The 22127-nt window shown below is 72.8% G+C and carries 16 protein-coding genes; 13 read left to right on the forward strand and 3 right to left on the reverse strand.

Annotated features, from left to right (window positions below; all coding sequences use genetic code 11):
* Positions 1-12: 12 nt before the first annotated feature.
* The 8 genes from K4B79_RS30990 to K4B79_RS31025 all read left to right on the forward strand — a co-directional run bounded on the left by K4B79_RS30990 (position 13) and on the right by K4B79_RS31025 (position 10003).
* Positions 13-1449: an MFS transporter gene (locus K4B79_RS30990; protein WP_232030580.1), complete on the forward strand. Its 1437-nt coding sequence runs from the start codon at positions 13-15 to the stop codon at positions 1447-1449.
* Positions 1446-2495: an L-idonate 5-dehydrogenase gene (locus K4B79_RS30995; RefSeq protein WP_232030582.1), complete on the forward strand. Its 1050-nt coding sequence runs from the start codon at positions 1446-1448 to the stop codon at positions 2493-2495. Before K4B79_RS30990 ends, K4B79_RS30995 begins: the two co-directional genes overlap by 4 nt.
* A 114-nt stretch (positions 2496-2609) precedes the next feature.
* Positions 2610-3626 (forward strand): sugar kinase, encoded by a 1017-nt coding sequence (locus tag K4B79_RS31000; protein WP_232030584.1) that lies wholly within the window; start codon positions 2610-2612, stop codon positions 3624-3626.
* A gap of 117 nt (positions 3627-3743) precedes the next feature.
* Positions 3744-4577, forward strand: coding sequence for a DUF427 domain-containing protein (locus tag K4B79_RS31005; RefSeq protein WP_232030586.1), 834 nt, complete (start codon positions 3744-3746; stop codon positions 4575-4577).
* 90 nt (positions 4578-4667) lie between these two features.
* The gene (locus tag K4B79_RS31010) at positions 4668-6185 is read left to right on the forward strand and encodes a hypothetical protein (RefSeq protein ID WP_232030588.1); all 1518 of its coding nucleotides are present in this window, start codon (positions 4668-4670) and stop codon (positions 6183-6185) included.
* Positions 6186-6360: 175 nt separating this feature from the next.
* A complete protein-coding gene (locus K4B79_RS31015; protein WP_232030596.1) occupies positions 6361-7623 on the forward strand; it encodes an AAA family ATPase in 1263 nt (420 codons plus the stop codon).
* Positions 7620-8927 carry a vWA domain-containing protein gene (locus K4B79_RS31020; protein WP_232030597.1) on the forward strand — a complete coding sequence of 436 codons (1308 nt, stop codon included), beginning with the start codon at positions 7620-7622 and terminating at the stop codon, positions 8925-8927. The genes K4B79_RS31015 and K4B79_RS31020 overlap by 4 nt, the downstream gene beginning before the upstream one ends.
* Positions 8928-9100: 173 nt before the next feature.
* Positions 9101-10003: an amidohydrolase family protein gene (locus tag K4B79_RS31025; RefSeq protein WP_232030598.1), complete on the forward strand. Its 903-nt coding sequence runs from the start codon at positions 9101-9103 to the stop codon at positions 10001-10003.
* 41 nt (positions 10004-10044) lie between these two features.
* Here the strand turns inward: K4B79_RS31025 and K4B79_RS31030 are convergent, their stop codons facing one another.
* Positions 10045-11247 (reverse strand): cysteine desulfurase-like protein, encoded by a 1203-nt coding sequence (locus K4B79_RS31030; RefSeq protein WP_232030599.1) that lies wholly within the window; start codon positions 11245-11247, stop codon positions 10045-10047.
* Positions 11248-11607: 360 nt separating this feature from the next.
* On the opposite strand from K4B79_RS31030, the gene K4B79_RS31035 reads away from it, so the two are divergent.
* The 3 genes from K4B79_RS31035 to K4B79_RS31045 all read left to right on the forward strand — a co-directional run bounded on the left by K4B79_RS31035 (position 11608) and on the right by K4B79_RS31045 (position 14531).
* Positions 11608-12615: a trypsin-like serine peptidase gene (locus K4B79_RS31035; protein ID WP_232030906.1), complete on the forward strand. Its 1008-nt coding sequence runs from the start codon at positions 11608-11610 to the stop codon at positions 12613-12615.
* A 180-nt stretch (positions 12616-12795) separates the two neighbouring features.
* On the forward strand, positions 12796-14019 hold the full coding sequence (locus tag K4B79_RS31040; RefSeq protein WP_232030600.1) for a hypothetical protein: 1224 nt from the start codon (positions 12796-12798) through the stop codon (positions 14017-14019).
* A complete protein-coding gene (locus K4B79_RS31045) occupies positions 14016-14531 on the forward strand; it encodes a hypothetical protein (RefSeq protein WP_232030601.1) in 516 nt (171 codons plus the stop codon). The genes K4B79_RS31040 and K4B79_RS31045 overlap by 4 nt, the downstream gene beginning before the upstream one ends.
* A gap of 60 nt (positions 14532-14591) precedes the next feature.
* Here K4B79_RS31045 and K4B79_RS31050 read toward each other — a convergent pair whose 3' ends face one another.
* Complete coding sequence (locus K4B79_RS31050; RefSeq protein WP_232030602.1) at positions 14592-16703, reverse strand: tetratricopeptide repeat protein; 2112 nt, start codon at positions 16701-16703, stop codon at positions 14592-14594.
* Positions 16704-16900: 197 nt separating this feature from the next.
* Between K4B79_RS31050 and K4B79_RS31055 the strand changes: the two genes are divergently transcribed.
* Both K4B79_RS31055 and K4B79_RS31060 read left to right on the forward strand, forming a co-directional pair.
* Entirely contained in the window at positions 16901-20080 is a 3180-nt protein-coding gene (locus K4B79_RS31055; protein ID WP_232030604.1) for an AfsR/SARP family transcriptional regulator, read from the forward strand.
* 587 nt (positions 20081-20667) lie between these two features.
* Positions 20668-21048: a hypothetical protein gene (locus K4B79_RS31060; RefSeq protein WP_269464164.1), complete on the forward strand. Its 381-nt coding sequence runs from the start codon at positions 20668-20670 to the stop codon at positions 21046-21048.
* Positions 21049-21102: 54 nt separating this feature from the next.
* Here K4B79_RS31060 and K4B79_RS31065 read toward each other — a convergent pair whose 3' ends face one another.
* The gene (locus K4B79_RS31065; RefSeq protein WP_232030608.1) at positions 21103-22122 is read right to left on the reverse strand and encodes an Lrp/AsnC family transcriptional regulator; all 1020 of its coding nucleotides are present in this window, start codon (positions 22120-22122) and stop codon (positions 21103-21105) included.
* Between the last annotated feature and the right edge of the window lie 5 nt (positions 22123-22127).

Consider the following 22127-nt stretch of genomic DNA (forward strand, 5'->3'; position numbering starts at 1 on the left):
TCTTCTCCCTCTTTGAAAGAGCGTCACTTCACTCCCCGAACAACGGAGTTCCCGATCAAGGACAGCGTCATAGCCGCTCAGCAGACGCCCACCGCGCCACGCGGCACCCGCGATCTGGCCCGGGCGGCCGTCTCGGGCTGGCTCGGCACTGCCATGGAGTTCATGGACTTCCAGCTCTACTCGCTGGCCGCCGCGATCGTCTTCAACAAGATCTTCTTCCCGGACGTCAGCCCGGCCATCGGGCTGATCGCCGCGATGGCGACCTACGGGGTCGGCTACGTGGCCCGGCTCGCGGGGGCCGTCTACTTCGGGCGGATGGGCGACCGGATCGGCCGCAAGAAGGTCCTGTACCTCACCATCCTGCTGATGGGCGCCTCCACCACCCTCATCGGCGCGCTGCCCACCTACGCCACCATCGGCATCCTCGCCCCGATCCTGCTGGTCGCGCTCAGGCTCGTGCAGGGCTTCGGCGCGGGGGCCGAGATCGCCGGCGCGACCGTGCTGCTGGCCGAGTACGCGCCCGTCCGGCGGCGCGGGCTGGTCGCCTCGCTGGTGTCGCTGGGCACCAACTCCGGGACGCTCGCCGCCTCCGGGCTGTGGGCGGTCCTGCTCGCCGTGCTCAGCGAGGACCAACTGATGTCCTGGGGCTGGCGGTTGCCGTTCCTGCTCAGCTTCGCGCTGATGTTCTTCGCGGTCTGGCTGCGGCGGGGACTGAAGGAGAGCCCGGTCTTCGAGGAGCGCGCCGACGTGGTCGACGGGGTGGCGCTGGCTCGCGACGAGGTCGAGACCGCGATCGCCACGGCCGACGAGCACACGGGCGATGTCCTGGCCGCGGGGATCCGGCAGCGCAAGGGCAGGTCGTTCTTCCTGGCGCTGGGGCTGCGGTTCGGGCAGGCGGGCAACTCCGGCCTGGTGCAGACGTTCCTCGTCGGTTACATCGCCACCAACCTGGCCGTCGGCCGGTCCGTCCCCACGGACGCGATCGTCTACGGCTCGCTGCTGGGCTTCGCCACCGTGCCGGTGGTCGGCCTGCTCGGTGACCGCTTCGGGCGCCGCCCTGTCTACCTCACGCTCACCCTGCTCACCGCGGTCCTCGCCTTCCCGGTGATGTTCCTGATCACCTCCGGTTCGACACCGGGCGTGATGCTCGGCATGGTCCTCGGTCTGAACGTCGGTGTCCTCGGCCTGTTCTCGCTGGAGAGCGTCACGATGGCCGAACTCTTCGGCGCCCGCACCCGGTTCACCCAGCTCGCGCTCGCCAAGGAGATCGGCGGCATCCTCGCCACCGCGATCGGCCCGGTCCTCGCGGCCACCCTCACGGCCGTGACCGGCAGTTGGTGGCCCATCGCGGCGATGCTCATCGTCTACTCGCTCATCACCTTCGTCAGCGCGTACCTCGCGCCCGAGACCCGCGGACGCGACCTCGTCCGCCTGGAGGACGCCGTATGAGGGCAGTGGTCGTACACGGACCCGGTGACGTGCGGATCGACGAACGCGACATGCCGGTGCCGGGGCCGGGCGAGGTACTGCTCGCCCTGGAGTGGGGCGGGATCTGCGGCTCCGACATCGCGTACTGGAGGAAGGGGGCCTCGGGGACGGCTGCTCTCGCGCATCCGATGGTGCTGGGGCACGAGGTGGCGGGGCGGGTGGCCGGGCTGGGCGACGGGCTCGGCGACCGCGTCGGCGGCGGACTCGGTGTCGGACAACCGGTGACCGTCCATCCGGCCCGGCCGGTCGGCGACGGGGTGCTTCCCCCGCGCATCGCCGGGCGGACCAACCTCTACCCGCGGGTGCGCTACTTCGGTTCGGCGGCCTTCGATCCGCACACCGACGGCGGGTTCAGCGAGTACCGGACGGTCCCCGCGGACCAGATCAGGCCGCTCCCGGAGGGCGTCGACACCGAACAGGGCGCGCTGGCCGAGCCGTTGGCCGTCGCCCTGCACGCCGTGGGCCGGGTACCCGAGCTGCGGGGCCGTACGGTGCTGGTCAACGGCTGCGGGCCGATCGGTTCGCTGGTGGTGGCCGCCGCTCGGCTGCGGGGCGCCGGGACGGTCGTGGCGGCGGATCTGTCGTCGTCCTCCCTCAAGGTCGCCCTGGCGATGGGCGCCGACGACACACGGGACCTTTCCCGCGGCGAGCCGCTGCCCGAGGACGTGGACGTGGGCTTCGAGGCGTCCGGCGCCCCGGGCGCGCTGGGCCCGGTCCTGCGGTCCACGGCCCGCGGCGGCACCCTCGTCCAGGTCGGCAACCTGCCCGGTACGGCCGCGCCCGCCGCCCTCGGGGACCTGGTGACCCGGGAGATCACCTGGATCGGCTCGTACCGTTTCGTCGACGAGATCGACGACGCGCTGCGCGCCCTGCGGGACGGCCTGGACGTCACCCCGCTGATCACCCACCGCTTCCCGCTGGAGCGGGCGGGGGAGGCGCTCGCCGTGGCCGCGGATCCGGGGAGCGGGAGCAGCAAGGTGATGCTGCGGCTGGCCGCCGGGGCGTGACGTCCCGATTCCCCAGTCCCGTACGCACCCGTCCGCTCGTATGCACCCGTCCGTACGACCTGTCCGTCTGTACGACCTGTCCGTCTGTACGCCCCCGTCCGCCAGGAGAGCCCCGTGCCCACCCCGCCCCCGCCCCGTACCGCCGCCGCCGACGACGACGACCGGGAACGGTCGGCCGACGTGGTGTGCGTCGGCGAGACGATGGCCGTCCTCGCCCCGCCGGACGCCCGCCCGCTCGCCGAGCAGAGCTCCCTCACGCTGGCCGTCGGCGGTGCCGAGTCCAACGTCGCCTGCGGGCTGGCGGGCCTCGGGCACCGCGCCGCCTGGCTGAGCCGCCTGGGCGACGACCCCTTCGCCCGGCGCGTCCTCGCCGAACTCACCGCACGTGGCGTGGACGTGAGCGCCGTGGAGACCGACCCGGAGCGCCCGACCGGCGTCTACTTCAAGGACCCCGGGCCCGACCGCACCCGTACGCACTACTACCGCGGCGGCTCGGCGGCGACCCGGATGGGCCCGGAGCTGGCGCGCCACCCCGCCCTCCGGCGCGCCCGCGTCATCCACCTGTCGGGCATCACGGCGGCCCTCTCGGACAGCTGCGCCGAGCTGCTGGAGACACTGCTCGACGGCGAGCGCGGCGGGCGCGGACCGGTCGTCTCCTTCGACGTCAACCACCGCCCCGCGCTCTGGCCGGACCCCGCCGAGGCCGCACGCCGTCTGCTGTCGCTCGCCCGCGCCGCCGACCTCGTCTTCGTCGGCCGGGACGAGGCCGAGGCCCTGTGGGGCACCGCCCGCCCGGACGACATCGCGGACCTGCTCTCCCCGGCGCCCGTCGTGGTCGTCAAGGACGCCGAGCACGGGGCGACCTCGTACACCGACGGCGGGCGCACGTTCGTCCCCTCGCTGCCGGTCAAGGTGGTGGAACCCGTCGGCGCGGGCGACGCCTTCGCGGCCGGCTACCTGGCCGCCGTACTGGAGAACCGCGCCGAACGGGCCCGCCTGCGCCTGGGCCACCTGGCGGCCGCCGCCGCGCTGCGCACCAGCCAGGACGTTCCGGTCATGCCTCCCCGCGAGGCGATGGACGGGAGTCTGGCGTCGGACGAGGACGCCTGGGCCGGCCTCGCGCCCCGCTGAGACCCGCTGAGAGTCGGGGGCCGCTTCGGGCGGACAGGGACGGACCCGGCGGGCCATGATGGAGGGGACGGAGACAGGTACTCGGCACCTCCGGGGCGAGCCGAAGGAGACCAGGTCATGACCATGCATCCCGCTCACCCCTCCCACCCGGCCCATCCGGCGGCGCAGGGCATCCGTACGACACCGGAAGGGCTCGCGTGGGAGCCCAGTGAGCGGTGGGTGCGCGGGGTCAAGGGCGAGGTCACCGTGGTGGACAGCCGGCATCCCGTCCTCGTGTGGGAACCGGGTGTGCCCGTGCCGCTGTACGCCTTCCCGCGCGAGGAGGTCCGTACGGACCTGCTCCGCCCGGCCAAGAACCCGCCGACGGGCGCCCACACGGGATCGAGCGTCTTCTACGACCTCGACGTCGACGGGACGGTCGTGGAGAACGCGGCCTGGACCTTCCCCGCCCAGGACCTGGCCGGGCACATCGCGTTCGCGTGGTTCCGGCACTGGCACAGCGGCCTCGACCACTGGTACGAGGAGGAGCAGGAGATCTTCGTCCACCCCCGGGATCCGCACAAGCGGGTCGACGCCGTCCCCAGCAGCCGTCATGTGCAGGTCGAGGTCGGCGGCATGCTGGTCGCGGACACCCGCAAGCCGGTGCTGGTGTTCGAGACCAGTCTGCCGACGCGGTACTACATCCCCCGCGAGGACGTCCGCCTCGACCTGTTCGTGCCCACCGACCACAGCACCAGCTGCCCCTACAAGGGCGCCGCCCAGTACTGGACCTGGCGCGGCGAGGGGGACGTACCGCGCAACATCCTGTGGAGCTATCCGGCTCCGCTCCCCCAAGTGGCCGACGTGCAGGGGATGCTGGCCTTCTACAACGAGGCCGTGGACATCACCGTGGACGGCGAGCGGCTGCCGCGGCCGGTCACACCGTTCACCGAGGCCCTGAAAAAGAGCTGACAGATCGAGAGCGCGGGCGTTACGCTCCCCCGCGATGACTACTCCTTCTGGTTTCAGATTGGGGGCCCCATCCGCGCAAGGTGAGTGCTGATGCTCACTTCGATCGCGAACGGGGACACCCGACTTTCCTCCCGGCGTCTTTCTTCCTGGCGCCTTTCCTTCTGGCTGCGCGTGCGTGAGTTCGCCGTGCCGCCCTCCATGATCGAGACCGCCACCGCCCGCCGCCTCGCCGGGGACTGGGCAGGAGCCTGTGCCGCCGCCGGCATCGACGTCGATCTCGGTCCACGGACTCTGGCACGCACTCACGGCACTGAACTCGCCGCCCAAGTCCGCGACGATCTACGGCACTTGGCTCCCGACCTACTGCGCTGGCACATGCCCAGGATCGCCCCCGACGGCCTGCTGCGCCCGGGGCTGACCCTCTCACTCGCCCGGTACGGCGTGCCGGGGCGCGGGAGGCGTGGCCCGGTGCATCTCGTGGCCCGGACCCCGCCCGCCTGGGCGGACGCCGGCCAGCGGATCAGTCTCGCGCTGTGGGAGGGGCCCCGCGCCGGCACCGACGCCCGCCGCTATCCGCATCCTCGGCCCAACCGGCGGTTCCGTCTCGATCTGCACCGGCACCTGTGGGACGCGCGCAGCGCCCACGAGCTGCGGATCAGGGCCGGGACCGTCGCCGACGGCCCTCCCCCGGTCGACCCGGATCTGCTGCGCGAGGTGCCTGAAGGGCTCCCTTGTGCCGTCGACCGGTGGGCGGCCGAGGCCCGGACGCTGCTGCGCGCGGAAGGGCGGCCGGGGTCCGGCGGTGGGCGGGGATCCGGCGGTGCGCCGAGTTCCGCCGGTGGGCCGGGTTCGGCCGGTGGGCCGGGTTCGGCCGGTGGGCCGGGTTCGGCCGGTGCCGTGCTGGTACGGCTCGGGGGACGGCAGCGGCTGGTCCTGGAACTCCCGGCGGACGAGACGCGCGGACCGCGGATCTCGGCGGCGTCCGCGTCGCGCGGCGGTGGTTCCTCGCTGCCCGTGCTGCCGGACGCGGCGACCTGGGTGCCGCCCGACCTGGACCTGCTGCGTGCCGGTGCGATCGACGCCGGGCGGCTGCATCCCCTGGTCGCCTCGGCCCTCGTACCGGGATGGTCGCCGCCGGGCCCGTCCCGGGCGGCACCGGATCCGGCGCGGCAGCCGCGGATCGTGGAGTGCCGGGGCGCCCGGCACCGCATCGGCCTGGTCGACGGGATCCTCGTCCCGCTGGACCACGATCCGGCCGAGATCCGGCGCGAGGAACTCCTGGCCGAGCTGACCGGCACCCCGCTGCCCTGTCTACGGGAGATCGACGAGGCCCACCGCCGGCCGGACTGCCTCTCCGGGGTCCGTGAACGCCTGGACCACGGTGACATCGCCGGCGCGCTGGCCGTCGTGGAGGGGCTGTTGGGGCCCGAAGCGCTGCTGCGTGACGGCGCGTTGCGGGACGAGCTGGAGGCGGCCGCCCAACGGCGGCTGACCTACGGGCTGTTCAGGGCGGGCCTGATCGGGCACGGCCCCGATCGGCTACGGCCCGACGACCGTCGGCGTCCCCTGCGGCGGCGCGCGCGGCTCAACGGCGTGACGTTCTACTGAGCCTGGCGTGACCTTCTGCCGAGCCAGCCGTGACCTTCTGCTGAGCCTGGCCTGACCTTCTGCCGAGCCTGACCCGTGTTCCCGGCCCCCGGGCCCTCTTCGCGCTTCCCGGCCCCCGGCCCCTCTTCGTGCTTCCTCCCTGCCCGCACACTCCCGACCCCAAAGGTGATCACACATGCCCACAAGCACCCCGTTCGCTCCCACCACCACCGAGCCCGCCGCGCAACTCGACGTCGCCGGTGACCTGTTGGCCCTGCTGCGCGACGCCGGCACCGAACCGCGTGCCGATGAGCAGCTGGAGGCCCTGACCCTGGCCGTCGCCGCCGATCTGCCCGTCCTGCTGTGGGGCGAGCCCGGTATCGGCAAGACCGCGGCCCTCACCCAGCTCGCCACGGCCCTGGACCTCCCGCTGACGACGGTGATCGCCAGCGTGCACGAGCCGTCCGACTTCTCGGGACTGCCGATCGTCGGCGACGACCCGGCGGCCCAGGGCGTCCCGATGGCCCCGCCGGACTGGGCCGTGCGTCTGGTGCGGGCCGGCCGGGGGCTGCTGTTCCTGGACGAGCTGTCCACCGCGCCGCCCGCCGTGCAGGCCGCCCTGCTCCGCCTGGTGCTGGAGCGACGGATCGGCGCGTTGCAACTGCCGCCCGGCGTACGGATCGTGGCCGCCGCCAACCCGCGCTCCTCGGCCGCCGACGGCTGGGAGCTGAGCCCGCCGCTGGCCAACCGGTTCGTCCACCTCCGGTGGACCCACGACCACGAGGTGGTGGTCCGCGGCCTGGGCGGCACCTGGCCCCGGGCGACGCTGCCGCGGCTCGATCCGCGCAAGCTCCCCCAGGCCGTGGACTTCGCGCGCCGCGCGGTGTGCGGGCTGCTGGCCGCCCGGCCCACGCTCGTGCACCGGCTCCCCACCAACGAGACCCGCCGGGGCGGGGCCTGGCCGTCGCCGCGGAGCTGGGAGATGACCCTGCACCTGATCGCCTTCGCGACCGCGGCCGGATCCTCCCGGGAAGTACTGTCCCTGCTGGTCAGGGGCACCGTGGGGGACGGTCCGGGGCTGGAGCTGCTGGCGAGCCTGGACCGGATGGACCTCCCCGATCCCGAGGACGTCCTCGCCGACCCGGCCGGTGCCGTCCTGCCCGAACGCGGCGATCTGCGCCAGGCCGTGCTCGACGGAGTGGTGGCCGCGGTCCGGGCCCGCCCCGACCGGGCCCGCTGGGACGCGGCCTGGTCCCTGCTCGTGCGGGCGCTGGAGACCGGAGCCCCGGACCTCGTCGTCGTCCCGGCCACCACCCTCGCCTCCCTGCGCCAGGAGGACTGGGACGTACCCGACACGATCGAGCGGCTCGCGGGCGTGGTCTCCCTGTCCCGACGCGCCGACCAGGCGGCGGCCCGCACCACGGCCGCCGCGAAGTCCGGCCGGAGGAACGCCCGATGAGCACGGACACACGCGAGGACCGCCCCACGGCCGAGGGCCCGCGGGGCAGGCCCCGGCCGCTGGACCGCGACAAACTGTTCACCGCCCGACTGCAGGCCGCCCGGGCCCGGCCCTACCTGGCGACGGCCCTGTTCGCGCTGAACATCGTGGAGTCGCGGCGGGTGCCGACGATGTCGGTCGACCGGCACTGGCGGTGCTACGCCTCGCCGGCCTTCGTGGACCGGACCCCGGTGGAGGAGCTGGCCGGGGTGTGGGTGCACGAGGTCTCGCACCTGCTGCGCGACCACCACGGCCGCAGCGACCGGCTCGCGCGGGAACAGGGGCTGACCGGGGCCGGGGAAAGGCTGCGGATGAACATCGCCGCGGACTGCGAGATCAACGACGACGTCTACGGCGACGGACTGGCCGAACCCGAGGGCGTCGTCCGTCCGGGCACCCTGCGCCTGCCCGAGGGGCAGCTCATGGAGGAGTACCTGAGCCGGTTCCGGCTCGGGCCGTGGATGCAGGACTGGGCCTGGCTGGACTGCGGCAGCGGTGCCGACGGGCTGGAACGGGACTGGGAGTTGGGCCCGGACGGCGCCCACGGTCTCAGCGAGCAGGAACGGGACGCGGTGCGGTTCCGGGTGGCCCAGGGCATCAGGGCCCGTCCGGGCAAGGCTCCGCAGGGGTGGCGGCGGTGGGCCGAGGAGGCGTTCCACGCGCCGCAGCCGTGGCGGGAGCTGCTGGGCGCGGCGGTCCGCTCGGCGGTCTCCGGTTCCGGCGCGGGCGAGGACTACACCTACGGCCGTCCCGCGCGCCGCTCGGCCGGGGTGCCCGGGGTCGTGCTGCCGAGCCTGCGGCGCAGGCCGCCCCGGGTCTCCGTGGTCATCGACACCTCCGGGTCGGTCAGCGACACCGAGCTGGGCAGCGCGCTCCTGGAGGTCGCCGCGATCGCGCGGGCCGTGGGCGGCCGCCGGGATCTGGTCACCGTGGTGCCGTGCGACGCGGCGGCCCGGATCGTGCACCCGCTCTGTCTCGGCGAGGGCATCCCGCTGATGGGCGGCGGGGGCACGGATCTGCGCACCGGCTTCGCCCAGGCGCTGCGGACCCGGCCCCGCCCCGATGCCGTCGTGGTCCTGACCGACGGTCAGACGCCCTGGCCGGAGTCACGGCCGCCGTGCCGGACGGTGGTGGGGCTGTTCCCACGCGGGTTCGCGAGCGGGTCGTACGACTCGTACGACGAGAACGACCCCTTCTACGTGCCGGACGCGCCGCCCGAGTGGGCCCGCGTGGTCGAGATCGGGTCGACCTCCCCGGCCCGCTGAGCCGTCGGCGCGGGCCCGCACGGTGTACTCCGGCGCCCGTGCCCCGCCCCCGCACCTGGACGCGGACGCGGACGCGGTCGTGGACGTGGACGTGGACGTGGACGTGCGAGCATCCGGTAAGGGCCTGTGCGGGGTGATCGTGGGGACCCCGTATCCGTGTGAGGAGGAACCGCATGACCGATGTCGACGTGCACCAGCATCTGTGGAGCCCCGAGCTGGTGGCGGCCCTGCGGTCCCGCCGCGAACCGCCGTACCTGGACGGCTGGACCCTGTTCCTGGACGGGGAGCCGCCGTACGAGATCGCGCCCGCCGACCACGACCCGGCGCGACGGGCCGAGCTCGCCGCCGCCGACGGTCTCGGCCGGGCGCTGGTCTCGCTGTCGTCGCCGCTGGGCATCGAGTGGCTGCCCGGGGGCCGGGCGCGACCGCTGCTCGACGCGTATCACGAGGGCGCCGCCGCGCTTCCCGAGCCGTTCGGGGCGTGGGCCGCCGCGTGTGTCAGGAACGTCGACGCACGAGCGACGGCCACCGCGCTCGACCACGGCTTCGTCGGCCTCCAGCTCCCGGCGAACGCCCTTGCCGACGCGGCCGGTTACACACGCTGTGCCCCCCTGCTCGATCTGCTGGAGGAGCGCGACCTGCCGCTGTTCGTGCACCCCGGTCCGGCGCCCGGTGGGTCCCAGGGCCCGGGGTGGTGGCCGGCGATGGTCCCCTACGTCCAGCAGATGCACGCCGCCTGGTTCGCGTTCCGTGCCTTCGGCCGACCGCGCCACCCACGGCTGCGGGTGTGTTTCGCGCTGCTCGCCGGGCTCGCCCCGCTGCACGGGGAGCGGTTCGCCGCCCGGGGCGACGGGGGCGAACTCGGCGTGGACTCCGGCGTGTTCGTCGAGACGTCGTCGTACGGTCGACGTGCCGTCGAGACGGTCATGCACGAGCTGGGCGCGGGCGCGGTCGTCCAGGGTTCCGACCGCCCGTACGCGGAGCCGCCGCGGCAGGCCGGGTTCGGCCTGGGCGAGGCCGCCGCGCACGCCCTGCGCGTCGCCAACCCGCGGCGGCTGCTCACCGGGAAGGGGTGAGCGGGAGCGGGCGCGGCCGGCCAAGAGGCTGAACCGGCGCCTCACCCCAGGAAGTCGGACAACCCTGCCAGCAACCGGTCGACGTCCTCCGCACTGTTGTAGGGCGCGAGGCCGATCCGCAGCGCACCCGTGTCCCCGAGTCCCAGCCGGCGGGAGGCCTCGATCGCGTAGAAGGCCCCGGCCGGTGCCTGGATCCCCCGCTCCGCGAGGAAGCGGTAGGCGTCCGCCGTGGCCCGCCGCTCGAAGGTCATCAGGACGGTGGGCGTGCGGTCGGCCGCGTGGGAGTGGAGCCTGAGGCCCTCGAGCGCGGCCAGTCCCTTGTCGATCTGCGTGCGCAAGGTCTGTTCGTGTCCTTCGAGTGCCGCGAAGCTCGCGCCGAGCCGCTGTCGCCGCGTTCCCTCGGCCTGCGCGTCGAGCCCGGCGAGGAAGTCGACCGCCGCCGTGCTGCCGACGAGGAACTCGTAGGGCAGCGTGCCCAGTTCGAACCGCTCGGGGACCGCGTCGGTGGAGGGCAGGAGCTTGTCCGGGCGCAGCGTCTCCAGCAACTCCGGCCGCGCGGCGAGGACTCCGTGATGGGGGCCGAGGAACTTGTACGGCGAGCAGACGAAGAAGTCGGCGCCGAGCGCTTCCAGGTCCACGAGGGTGTGGGCGGCGTAGTGGACGCCGTCGACGTAGGTGAGCGCACCGGCGTCGTGGGCCAGTGCGCAGATCTCGGCGACCGGGGGCCGCGTGCCGATCAGGTTGGAGGCGGCGGTGACGGCGACCAGCCGGGTGCGCTCGGACAGCGCGGCGCGGATGTCGTCGACGGTCAACTCCCCGGTGGCGGGGTCGAAGTCGGCCCACCGCACGGTGGCACCGACCTGCTCGGCGGCCTGGATCCACGGCCGGATGTTGGCGTCGTGGTCGAGCCGGGTGACGACGACCTCGTCCCCGGGCGCCCAGCCCTTGGCGAGGGTGCGCGAGAAGTCGTAGGTGAGCTGGGTGGCACTGCGGCCGAAGACGATCCCTGCCGGGTTCGCGCCCAGCAGATCGGCGAGCGCCTGCCGGGCCCCGGTGACGATGGCCTCGGCGTTGCGCTCGCCCAGCGTCTCCCGCCCCCGGTTGGACAGCGGCTGTGACAGGGCGTCGGCGACGGCCCGGATGACGGGTTCGGGCGTCTGGGTGCCGCCGGGGCCGTCGAAGTGGGCGGTACCGGCACGCAGGGCCGGGAACCGGGAGCGGATGGCGGTGATGTCGTACGTCACGAAGTCTCCTGTCGGTGTGCCTTGCCACGGCCTTCTCCACCGCACGTCAGCCTGTCATGCCCATCCGAACACACCACCGCACGTCGGCCGGCCATGACCAGCCGAACACGGCACGAGCCGAACACGACACCGCGCCGCGCGGCACCTCGCCGCATCACATCGCTCCGCACTGCACCGCGCCGCCTCCGCGATCCCGCCGTCGAGCGAGCGACCGTCCCTTTTCGGCCATCGTCCTGATGTGCACCTGCCCAAACCATGTTCGCGGTGACACGCTGCCTTCCGGACCGCACGCACCACACCCCTGCCTGCCCGGGCGGATGACCCGACCGCCCGGCCCCCACCGCAGAAGGAGACCGCGTGATAGCCAGCCTCCGCAGAGTTCACGCATCGTCCCGTACCCGCCGCACCGTTCTCGGCGCCCTCGCCGGTGTCGCCGCCCTGCTGACCACCGGAGTCGTCGCCGCGCCACCGAGCGCCGCCGGGACGGACCCGGGAGCGGTGACCCTCACCGCGCAGGAACACGCCCGTGACTTCTGGACGCCGGAGCGGATGCGTGGGGCCACCCCGCTCGACGTCCTGTCCCTCGACCGCGCCGAGGCGTCCGCGGCCCAGGCGTCGACCCCGCGCAAGGGCAAGGAGACCCGCGTCGCGCCCAGCGCGCCGGCCGCCGAGGCCGGAGTCCTGGCGTTCCCCAGCGGCGGTGCTCCCTGGACCGGCGGCGGAGCCGTCGTAAAGACCGCGGGACGGGTGTTCTTCACCTACGACGGCCGCACCGCCTCCTGCTCCGGCAACGCGGTCACCAGCGCCAACAAGAGCACCGTCATCACCGCCGGGCACTGCGTGAAGCTGGAGGGCGCCTGGCACACCGACTGGGTCTTCGTCCCCGGCTACCACGACGGCCAGGCCCCCTACGGCACCTGGGCGGCGTCCAAGACCCTGTCCACCCCGCAGTGGACGGCCAGCGAGGACATCAACTACGACATCGGCGCGGCCGTCGTCGCCCCGCTGGACGGCAAGAACCTCACCGACGTCGTCGGCGGCCAGGGCCTGGCCTTCAACACCGGCTACAACAAGGCCATGTACGCCTTCGGCTTCCCCGCCGCCGCCCCCTACGACGGCCAGAAGTTCATCTACTGCAGCGGCACCACCTACCGCGACTTCCTGCTCTCCAGCGACCACGGCCTGACCTGCAACATGACCGGCGGCTCCAGCGGCGGCCCCTGGTTCACCCAGTTCAACGAGACCACCGGCACCGGCCTGCAGTCCTCGGTGAACAGCTTCAAGTACAACTTCCTGCCCAACGCCATGTACGGCCCGTACTTCGGCGCGGACGCCCAGAACCTTTACCAGACGGCTCAGACGTCCTGAGCCACCCCGGTCCGGGGGTCGCGCGGGGACCGTCCGTTCCCGCGCGGCTCGTGACCGACCCCGCTCGCAGCGCCCTGCAAGGTTTCCGCAAGGCCGACGCAAGCCTTCCGTCCCGCCGAGGGGGCACCACCTTCGGCACGAGGGCCCGGCCCCGGGCCCGTACGGACAACGGGGATCGTCATGTCGGCGTTGAGCATGAGTACGGATCCGTCGGTCGCCGAACGTGAGTGGCTGACCTTGGTCGAACGCAAGACCGTGCTGGTCGTGGTGCACACCCTGGCCTATGGCAAGCGGCTGGTCGACATCCTGTCGCTGCTGGAGGCCGACTTCAGGGTCCAGGTCGTGTTCACGGCACCGCCGCACGTCTTCGGCGACGAGGTCCCGGGCTTCCTCCGCGGGCTGGGCGGCGCGGTGCTGCCGTGGGACGAGGCGGTACGGATGACGTTCGACCTGGCGCTGGCGGCGGGCCCCCGGGGCATGGAGAGAATCTCGGCTCCGTTGATCACGCTGCCGCACGGGGCGTGCTACCTCAAGCGCCTGCACACGGAACGACACCCGGGCGTGGCCGGGCTGCGCAGAGAGGACGTGGCCCCCGGAGGCAGGCTGCCCGCAGCCGTGGCCGTACCCCATCACGCCGAGCTGTCCGTCCTGGAACGGTTCTGCCCGGAGGTCCTGCCGCTCACCCACGTGGTGGGGGACCCCGTGCACGACCGGATCGCGGCGAGCCTGCCGTCGCGGGCCGTCTACCGTCGGGCGCTCGGCCTCACGGGCGGGCGGAAACTGGTGGTCGTGGCCTCGACCTGGGGGACGCACTCGTCCTTCGGGCGTTTCGAGGCATTGCTTCCGCGTCTCATCGCCGAGTTGCCCGCCCGGCGTTTCCGCCCTGTCATCCTCGTCCACCCCAACGTGTGGTCGGGGCACGGTTCATGGCAGGTCCGTGCCTGGCTGGCGCGCTGCGCCCGCCTGGGCATCGCGGTGGTGCCGCCCGAGGCGGACTGGCGGGCCGTACTCGTCGCCGCCGATCTGATCCTCGGCGACCACGGCTCCGTCACGCTGTACGGAACGCTCACCGAAGCCCCCATCCTGCTGACCGGCTCGCCGGAGCGTGAGATCAACCCCGACTCACCTGCCGCAACCCTCTCCGTGACCGCGCCGGCGCTCTCGCCCACGTACGCGCTCGCCGCTCAGCTGGACTACGCCGCCGCCGAGTACCGGCGCGAGGAGTACACCGGGATCGCGGCGCGCATCAGCTCCGAACCCGGACGGTTCAACAGGAACATGCGGCGACTGATGTACCGGTTACTGGGACTGGGCCAGCCCGCTCACGCACCGGAGACCGTCCCCCTGCCGGAGCCGCCCGCCCTGGACTCCTGGACGCAGGTCCGGCGGGAGGTCGTGGCGTGAGACACCTCGTCCGCGTCACACTGCGACGACTGACGGACACCGCTTCGGCACTGCCCTCGCCGGCCCCTCTCCCCCACCCGCCGGCCCCGTCCCTGGTCCTCCGCGTGACCTCGGCCGGCTCGGCCTACGACCTGACGGCCCGGGTCGGTCCCGCGGCGGACCTCGGCGCACCGGTCACCGACGAGCACGTGGTGGCCGACGCCGACGCCTGCCGGGAACGTCCCTGGCTGACATGTTCGGACGTGCTGTACGCGGGGTGCGCGCGGTCGCCGGCGGCCGCGGTGTCGTGGCTGGAGGGCGTCACGGCCGCGCATCCGGGCTGTCGACTCGCGGCGGTGCCCCTGGTCGGGGGCGGCTGGGCGGTGCTCGACGGACCGGGTCGGCGAGCGCTCTTCCTGGGCCGGCGCGTTCCCGCGGACCGGCCGCTGCTGGCCTCCTGCCTGCACGCCTGGCTGGTGGCGGGACGGGAGGTGCGCGATCTGGACGACATCCGTGTACTGAGCGCGGGGTGAGGTGCCGCTCGTTGGGGCCCGCGCCCCCTGGCGAGCGGTGAACCCGGCGAGGAGCGCCTCTCAGGCGAGTCGGCGGGCGTCTGCCGGGCTGGTGATTTCGTACAGAGCGCGAGCCCGTGCGTGGAAGTCCCGGGCCGCCGGATCGTCGCCCTGCTCCTGTGCACTGTCGCCGAGCATCTCCAGGGCGCGCGCCTGCCAGTGCACGGCGCCGGAGGAGGTGAACACCTCCAGCGCCTCACGCATCTGGGCCGTTCCGGTGGTGTGGTCGCCGGTGCGGGCGTGTGCCCGGCCCAGGAAGGCGAGTGCTCGGGCGGCGTCGTGCGGGTCGGACACCGCGAGGAGCCCCTGCCGGGCCAGGGTGAAGCAGTGCACGGCCCGGTCGAGATCCTGCTCGGCGAGTGCGACCTCACCGAGCAGGATCCTCGCCAGGGCGACTCCCCGTGGGTATCCGCAGGCCTCCCAGGTCCGCACGGCGTGGTCGAGCTCGGACGCGGCCTCGGTGTACCGGCCGGCCTCGATGTGACAGCCGCCGAGGCCCAGCAACGCCTGCCCCTCGTCCCGTCGGTCGCCCGCTTCGCGGGCCGCCCGGAGGGAAGCGGTGTACCACTCGGCGGCCTCGTCGGTACGCCGTGCCGCGCTCAGGCCGATGGCCCCGGAGTTGAGCATCTGCCGTTCGGCCTCGCGGTCCCCGTCGTCGCGCGCCGCCTCCAGCCCGATCCGGTGCGCCTCGATCCACAGCTCGTAGTGGCGCAGACGGAGGAACAACGGCCACATGGCGTCCACGAGTTGCCACGCCGTGGCGTGCCAGCCCTGCTCCACGGCCATGCGCAGGATCGCCATCAGGTGAGTGCGCCGTGCGTCCAGCCATCCGAGGGCGCCGCGGTCGTCGGTGAAGGGAACGGGCAGCCGACCGGGGTGCGCGTAGGTGCGCGGCAGCGTCAACTGCGCGGGGGTGATGAGTCGTTGGGCCTCCGTGGCGGTTCGCAGGTACCAGTCGGCCGCCCGGCGCCGGATCCGCTCACGGGCCGCCGCGGTCTCCGTGGCCGTCGCCCGTTCGCGGGCGTGCACCCGTACGAGGTCGTGGAAGCGGTAGGTGTCCGGGCCGATGTCCTCCAGCAGGTTGGCCTCGACGAGTTCGTCCAGTTGCCGTTCCGCCCAGGCCGGCGGCTCCGCGCAGGCGGCCGCAGCCGTAGACGCGTCGAAGGTGGGCACCGGCAGCAGACCGAGTGCCCGGTACAGGCGCGCGGCCTGCGGGCCGAGCACCGCGTACGACGCGTTCAGGGCCTTGTGCACCGTCCCCTCCCCTTCCACTTCCAGCGCGGCCAGGCGGCCGTCGTCCGGCGTCAGCGCCTCGGCGAGTGCGGCGACCGGCTGGCCGGGCCGGGCTGCCAGCCGTGCCGAGGCAAGGCACACGGCCAGCGGCAGACCCGCGCAGAGCGAGACGACCCTGCGGACCGCGGGCAGTTCGTCCGCGACACGGCCCTCGCCGGCGCCTCGCACGAACAACTCCACTCCGGCGGCGGCACCGAACGAGCGCAGGCGGTGGAACACGGCCCCGTCCATGACCAGCCCGGTGAGTCTGCGGCGGCTCGTCACGACGACCAGCCCGCCCTGTCCGCCCGGCAACAACGGCCGGATCTGTGCCGCGGTGAAGGCGTTGTCCAGCATCACCGCGATGCGCAGATCCGCGGTGACCGATCGCCACAGGGAGGCCTGTTCGGCGAGGTCTCCGGGCACGGTGGAGGTACCGAACGCCCTCAGGAACTGACTGAGGATCTCACCCGGGCTCGCGGGACCGCCCGCGGTGTGTCCCCGCAGGTCGGCGTACAGCTGCCCGTCGGGGAACGCGGCCGCGTGAGTGCGCAGCCACCGGGAGGCGAACGCGGTCTTGCCGATGCCCGCGGGCCCGTTGATCACGATCAGCGGCTGCGCGTCGGCCTCCCTGCGCTGCTGGAACAGCTGGTCCAAGGCGGCCAGTTCCTCCACCCGGTCGGTGAAGTGTGCTGGAACAGGCAGGAGTTGACGGGGCGTGGGCGGCCGCGGCGGCGCGGCGGCCTGGACATGGATGCCGCCGTGCACGTCACGCGCCTGGACGGTGGGCCCGTACAGATGGGCCGCGCCGCTGATGATGTTGCCGCTTCCGTGCCGGTCGTCCTCCCGCGCCGCAGACATGCGCCCGTCCTCCCCCGACCGGCCGCCCATGCGTCGATCAAGGCGGTCCTACCCTCCTGATCCCCGAAACGATGCGGGACGGCGGGAACGCGTCGATGCACAGAGAAACGATTCAGCCAGCGCGTGGGCCCATCTGGTAACACCCCTCGCTTCCTGCCATGCTCGTCCATCCGTTACCACGTCCATTACCCCCTGCCATGTTCGTCGAATGGCCGGACCAGCGGGAGGCGCTGGTGGAATTCCAGGTACTGGGCCCGGTGGGCCTCGGGGTGAACGGCCGACGCGTGGAGCTCGGCTCGGACAAGGAGAGGACCGCCCTCGCCGTCATGGCGCTGGAGGTCGGACGTCCGGTCGCGCTGGACACGCTCGTCGACCGGCTCTGGGACGGCGAACCTCCACCCAACGCCCGCGCGAACGTGCACACTTACGTGTCGCGGATCCGCCGACGGCTGCGCATGGACGACCCGCCCGCCACCGGCGCGCCCCGCATCATCAGCCGCGCCCACACGTACACGTTGGAGGCCGCACGCGAATCCGTGGACTGGCACCGGTTCCAGCATCTGGTGGCGCGGGCCGGCGACCCGGCGGCGGACGGGGACGACGAACGCACGGCCGCCCTCCTCGACCGGGCGGAGCGGCTGTGGCGGGGCGACGCCCTGGCCGGTCTGCCGGGCCTGTGGCCGGAGTCCGCGCGCCGGACCCTGGCGGAACGGCGACTCGGTGCCACCGTCTCCCGGATCGCCGCGCTGCTGCGGCTGGGCCGGTTCGCGGAACTCACCCCCGAGTTGTCCTCCCTCGTCGAGCGGCACCCGGGGGACGAGACGCTCGCCGGACAGCTGATGCTGGCGTACTACGGCACCGACCGGTACACCGAAGCCCTCCGTGTCCATCAGGAGGTCCGTCAGTTCCTGTTGACGCAGTTCGGATCCCGTCCGGGCGCCGAACTCAACCGCGTGCACAGCGGGATCCTCGACCGCGTGCCGGCCACCGATCTCGTCCGGAGCGGGCGAGCTCCCACCGGCACGGCTTCGGCACCGCGGCCGACGGCCGACCGGACCCCGCACGCACAGTCGCCCCCGCTCGCGCACCCGCTCCCGCCGCGGAACCTTCCCCACCAGCCACCGCTCGTCGGCCGCGGGACGGAACTGCGCGCCCTGAGCTCGATGGTCGAGACGGAGGCGGAGGAAGGGGCGGTGATCAGTGTCGAGTCCGTGAGCACGGTCACCGGCATGGCCGGCATCGGCAAGACCGCCGTAGCTCTGGACGGCGCGAGCCGGCTCGCCGAGAGGTTCCCCGACGCACAGCTCTACCTGGACCTGCGCGGCAGTTCACCCGTCAGCGACCCCCTGGGCCCGGCCACCGCACTGGCCACGCTCCTCCGGCTGCTCGGCGCTCCCGCCGAGACCATCCCCCTCGAACTCGAAGGCCGCACCGCTCTGTGGCGGACCATGCTGGCCGAGCGCCGGGCCGTCATCGTCCTCGACGACGCGGTGAGCACCGCCCAGATCCGACCACTGCTGCCGGGCGGTTCGGCGTCCTTGACCATCGTCACCAGCCGACGCCATCTCACCGGTCTGCCGCACGCCAGGCACATCCCGCTCGACGTCCTGCCGGACGACGAAGCCGTCGCGCTGTTCCGCGCGTTCGCGGGCGGGGAACGCGCGTCCGACACCGAGGAGATCACCCGCATCGTCCACCACTGCGGTGGTCTCCCGCTCGCCATCGAACTGGTCGCCAGCCGCTTCCGCGCCCATCCCTCCTGGACGCTCACCACGCTCGCCGACCGCCTCGCCCGCCCCGGGGGCCGACTGGAGGAGATCCGGGACGCGGACCTGGAGGTGTCACACGTCTTCGACCTCATGTACCAGACCCTCTCCGACGACGAGCGCACCGCGTTCCGTCGCCTGAGCCTGCATACCGGACCGGATTTCACGGCGGAAGCCGCCGCCGCCTCGCTGGGCCTGCCGCTCGCCGCCGCGGAACGCCGGTTGGAGCGGCTGCTCGCCCTGCACCTGGTGCGTGAGCCGACCCCTGACCGGTTCCGGTACCACGACCTGTTGCGGGAGTACGGCCGCTCCAGGGCCCTCCTCGACGACAGCGAACAGGAGCGCTCCGACGTCCTGTGCCGCCTGACCGACTTCTACGCGGCCGCCGCCGACCATGCCGACCGTCTCGGGTATCCCCGTCGTGTCAGGTGCGCCCCGCCGCCCGACGGCCCGCCGAGCGGCTTGCGGTGTCTGCCCGACGCCGGGGCCGCCAGGTCGTGGTTCACCGCCGAGCGGGTCAACCTCCTGGCCGCGGAGGCCCACGCGCGCGCCCAGGGACACCCCGGGACGGCCGCCCGACTCGCCTACGCCATGGCAGGCTTCCTCAACACGGAGTGCCACTGGCACGACGCGCACACCGTCCTTCGCCCCGCCGTGGACCACTGGTCGGGCACCGGCGACCTGGCCGCCCTGTGCCGGGGCCTGGCACACCTGAGCGCCGTGTACGCGCACACCGCCCGCTATCCGGAGGCGGCCGAAACCGGGGAGCGCGCCCTGGACATCGCCCGCTCCACCGACGACGTGGAGGCGGAGGCGGAAGCCCTGCGGACGCTCGGCACTCTCCACTGGCACCTGGGCGAGCACCGCGAGGCCCTCGTCCTCTTCCAGAAGTCGTTCGGTCTGACGGCCGTTTCCGGTGACGCCTGGGACAGAGCGCGCGGATACAACAACATCGCGGTGACATTACTTTTCCTGGGGCAGCACGACCGAGCGCGCGAACACTTCGAGAAAGCGCTTTCCGGATTCAGAGAGGCGGGGGACGACACCGCCCTGGGAAAGACACTCAACAATTTGGGCGACCTGCACATGCGAGCCGGGGATCTGGAATCCGCCCGCCGCTCGTTCGAAAAGGCGCTCTTCTTTCTGGAGAAGTCCGGGAACCGCTACGATCGAGCAACTGTACGAGGGAGCCTGGCCGACGCCCTCACCGAATCGGGTGAGACAGCCGCGGCGGCCGCACTCTACCAGGAAACGCTCGCAGAATTCCGCGCATTGGCCGATCGGAAGAGTCAGGCGGACACCCTCATCGGACTCGGCGAGGCGCACCGCAGAGCGGGGGACACTGCGGGCGCGATCCAGCACCTCACGGCCGCGCTCGACATCGCCCAGGACATCGGCGCGGCCCACCAGGAGGCCCAGGCCCAACGCCGTCTGGGGCAGGCCCACTTCACAGCGGGCCACCTCGCCTCGGCACGGCATCACCTGGAGATCGCTTTGTCTCTTGCCGAGCGTATGCATGACATGGACTTAACAATGTCCGCACAAAAGGCCCTCACCGAGGTCCTATCGGCGGCCACGCAATCGAACGCCAGTGTGGCGGGGTCGATGTAATTCAATAGGAAACCAATCGTCGACCCAACACGCCCCGCGTCCCGAACTGGTGACCTTAGTTCAAAATTTCGGACCTGCCCTGGGCTGGTGGTAGCTTTCCCCTCGTCAAATTCGCACAAAGAAGGGCACACGCACGTGCGCAAAATGGGCCTTCGGGCTGCCGGAGTAACGGTCGCCGCCATGCTGGGTGTTCTTGCCATAGCGGCGTCCCCCGCTTCCGCCGCCGAACCCACCTCGACCGTCAGGGCCGACGTCTATCGCTGCATCATCATCTGAATAAGGCGGCGTACACAGGCCGCGTGTTCTCCCCACGGTCACACCCCTGACCGAAGCTGAACTCCCCATCCGGGACACCCCACCGGGGTGGCACCACACAGCCACCCCATCCACCCCCTCACCGGCCGTGCCGCGAGGAGGTCTTGAAGCCTCCACCCCCGCACCGCACAGTGGAGACCAGCCGACCGGCACCGAGAGGGGCCCACGGCCCCACGCAGACGGAGGGCGGTACGGGTGTGGAGCCCATATCAGTCGCACTGTTGGCGGCTTTGGCCGCAGGAGCCGGTGGAGAAGCCGGCCGGCAGGCGTGGATGAGCCTGTCCTCCCTGGTACGGCGCCCCTTCCGACGCTCTGCCGAAACGAACGACCCGACCGCAGCCGCGGGTTCGGGAGAAGCCGAACTGGCCCTCCTCGAAGAATCCCCCGCAGACCCCACGCGTGCCCAGGCACTGAGCGCGATACTGGCGGCGCGGGCCTCGGTGGACGCGGACTTCGAGACGGACCTGCGGCGATGGCGTGAGCTGGCCGTCTCGGTACGCACGGACCAGAGCCAGGTCCACAACCAGATCTCGGGCGGCCACTTCTCGGGGCCCGTGATCCAGGGCCGTGACTTCACCGGGCTCTCCTTCACGACGCCGCCCCCTCATGCCTCCGGCCCCGAAACGGACAGCACGACCACGCACCACAGCTGATCGTGCACCCGCGGCATCGCATGCGCCGCCCCCGGTGGCACGCAGTCGGCCGCGTCACTGGGACACGAGCATCCCACCGCGCTTCAGCGTGCCGAGGACCATCGACACGTCCACCGAGACGACGTCGCGCAGCCAGGCGGACCGCGTGACGAAGTCATGCAGTGCCCCCTCGTCCGGGAACGCGGTCAAAGCGAGCAGTTGCCGTTCGCCGGTGACGAAGCTGGCGTAGCGCACATGGGTCGATCGGGCCAGTGCCGCTGTCACCGACGCCACCGCGGCCGGGGCGGAGCGCACCCACAGCACGGCTTCGACCGGGAGGCCGAGGAGGGCCGGTTCGATGACGGCGCGGACGCGGACGCGGCCGTCCCGGCGCAGGGTGCCGAGCCGGCGGCGGGCGGTGGCCTCGGACACGCCGCAGACGCGGGCGAGTTCGTCGTAGGTGCGGCGGCCGTCCTCGGCGAGGGCGTGCAGCAACAGCCGGTCGGGGCGGGTGAGTTCACGGAGGTCGTCGGGCGGCGGCAGGACATCGGCCGAGGCCGCGTCGGGGTCCGTGGCTGCGGCTACGGCTGTGGAGGGGACGGTAGCGCCGTCGGTGAGTGCCGCGATCTCCTCCTCGGTGAGCAGCCCCGCGTGCCACTCCCGGATCGTCCGTACATGGCGCAGCACCGGAAGGGTCGACGTCCGTACGACACCCGGCAGCCCCGGGAGTTCGTCCATGACGAATCCCGGCAGGCGGTCGCGCGGGCACTGCACCTCCGCGACGCAGTCCCAGGCGCCGGTCAGGACGTGCGCGAACACGCAGTCGGGGCGGCCGGCCAGCGCGGTGGCGGCGACGCGGGCCTGGCCGGGGGCGCAGCGCACGGCGACCACGGTGCTGCGGCCGCGGGTGGCCATGGCCCCGATGCGGACGAGTCCGGAGTCCAGCAGGCGGGTGCCGCGCCGGACGACGGTGCGTTCGGGTTCGCCCAGCGCGGCGGCGATGCGGTGCCAGGAGGCACGGCCGTCGACCTGGAGGGCGCTGATGATGCGGCGGTCCAGTGAATCGGCCACGGGGCCGGTCTGCGGTGCGTCCATCGGTC

Origin of the sequence: Streptomyces lincolnensis, assembly GCF_021173675.1 — a bacterium.
Lineage (GTDB): Bacteria > Actinomycetota > Actinomycetes > Streptomycetales > Streptomycetaceae > Streptomyces > Streptomyces lincolnensis_B.

What these genes read in the sequence shown, in the direction of transcription:
- K4B79_RS30995 (WP_232030582.1), top strand. Translation starts at nt 1,446, where the DNA reads ATGAGGGCAGTGGTCGTACACGGACCCGGTGACGTGCGGATCGACGAA.
- K4B79_RS31005 (WP_232030586.1), top strand. Translation starts at nt 3,744, where the DNA reads ATGACCATGCATCCCGCTCACCCCTCCCACCCGGCCCATCCGGCGGCG.
- K4B79_RS31010 (WP_232030588.1), top strand. Translation starts at nt 4,668, where the DNA reads ATGCTCACTTCGATCGCGAACGGGGACACCCGACTTTCCTCCCGGCGT.
- K4B79_RS31015 (WP_232030596.1), top strand. Translation starts at nt 6,361, where the DNA reads ATGCCCACAAGCACCCCGTTCGCTCCCACCACCACCGAGCCCGCCGCG.
- K4B79_RS31020 (WP_232030597.1), top strand. Translation starts at nt 7,620, where the DNA reads ATGAGCACGGACACACGCGAGGACCGCCCCACGGCCGAGGGCCCGCGG.
- K4B79_RS31025 (WP_232030598.1), top strand. Translation starts at nt 9,101, where the DNA reads ATGACCGATGTCGACGTGCACCAGCATCTGTGGAGCCCCGAGCTGGTG.
- K4B79_RS31040 (WP_232030600.1), top strand. Translation starts at nt 12,796, where the DNA reads ATGTCGGCGTTGAGCATGAGTACGGATCCGTCGGTCGCCGAACGTGAG.
- K4B79_RS31050 (WP_232030602.1), bottom strand. Translation starts at nt 16,703, where the DNA reads ATGTCTGCGGCGCGGGAGGACGACCGGCACGGAAGCGGCAACATCATC.
- K4B79_RS31055 (WP_232030604.1), top strand. Translation starts at nt 16,901, where the DNA reads ATGTTCGTCGAATGGCCGGACCAGCGGGAGGCGCTGGTGGAATTCCAG.
- K4B79_RS31060 (WP_269464164.1), top strand. Translation starts at nt 20,668, where the DNA reads ATGAGCCTGTCCTCCCTGGTACGGCGCCCCTTCCGACGCTCTGCCGAA.
- K4B79_RS31065 (WP_232030608.1), bottom strand. Translation starts at nt 22,122, where the DNA reads ATGGACGCACCGCAGACCGGCCCCGTGGCCGATTCACTGGACCGCCGC.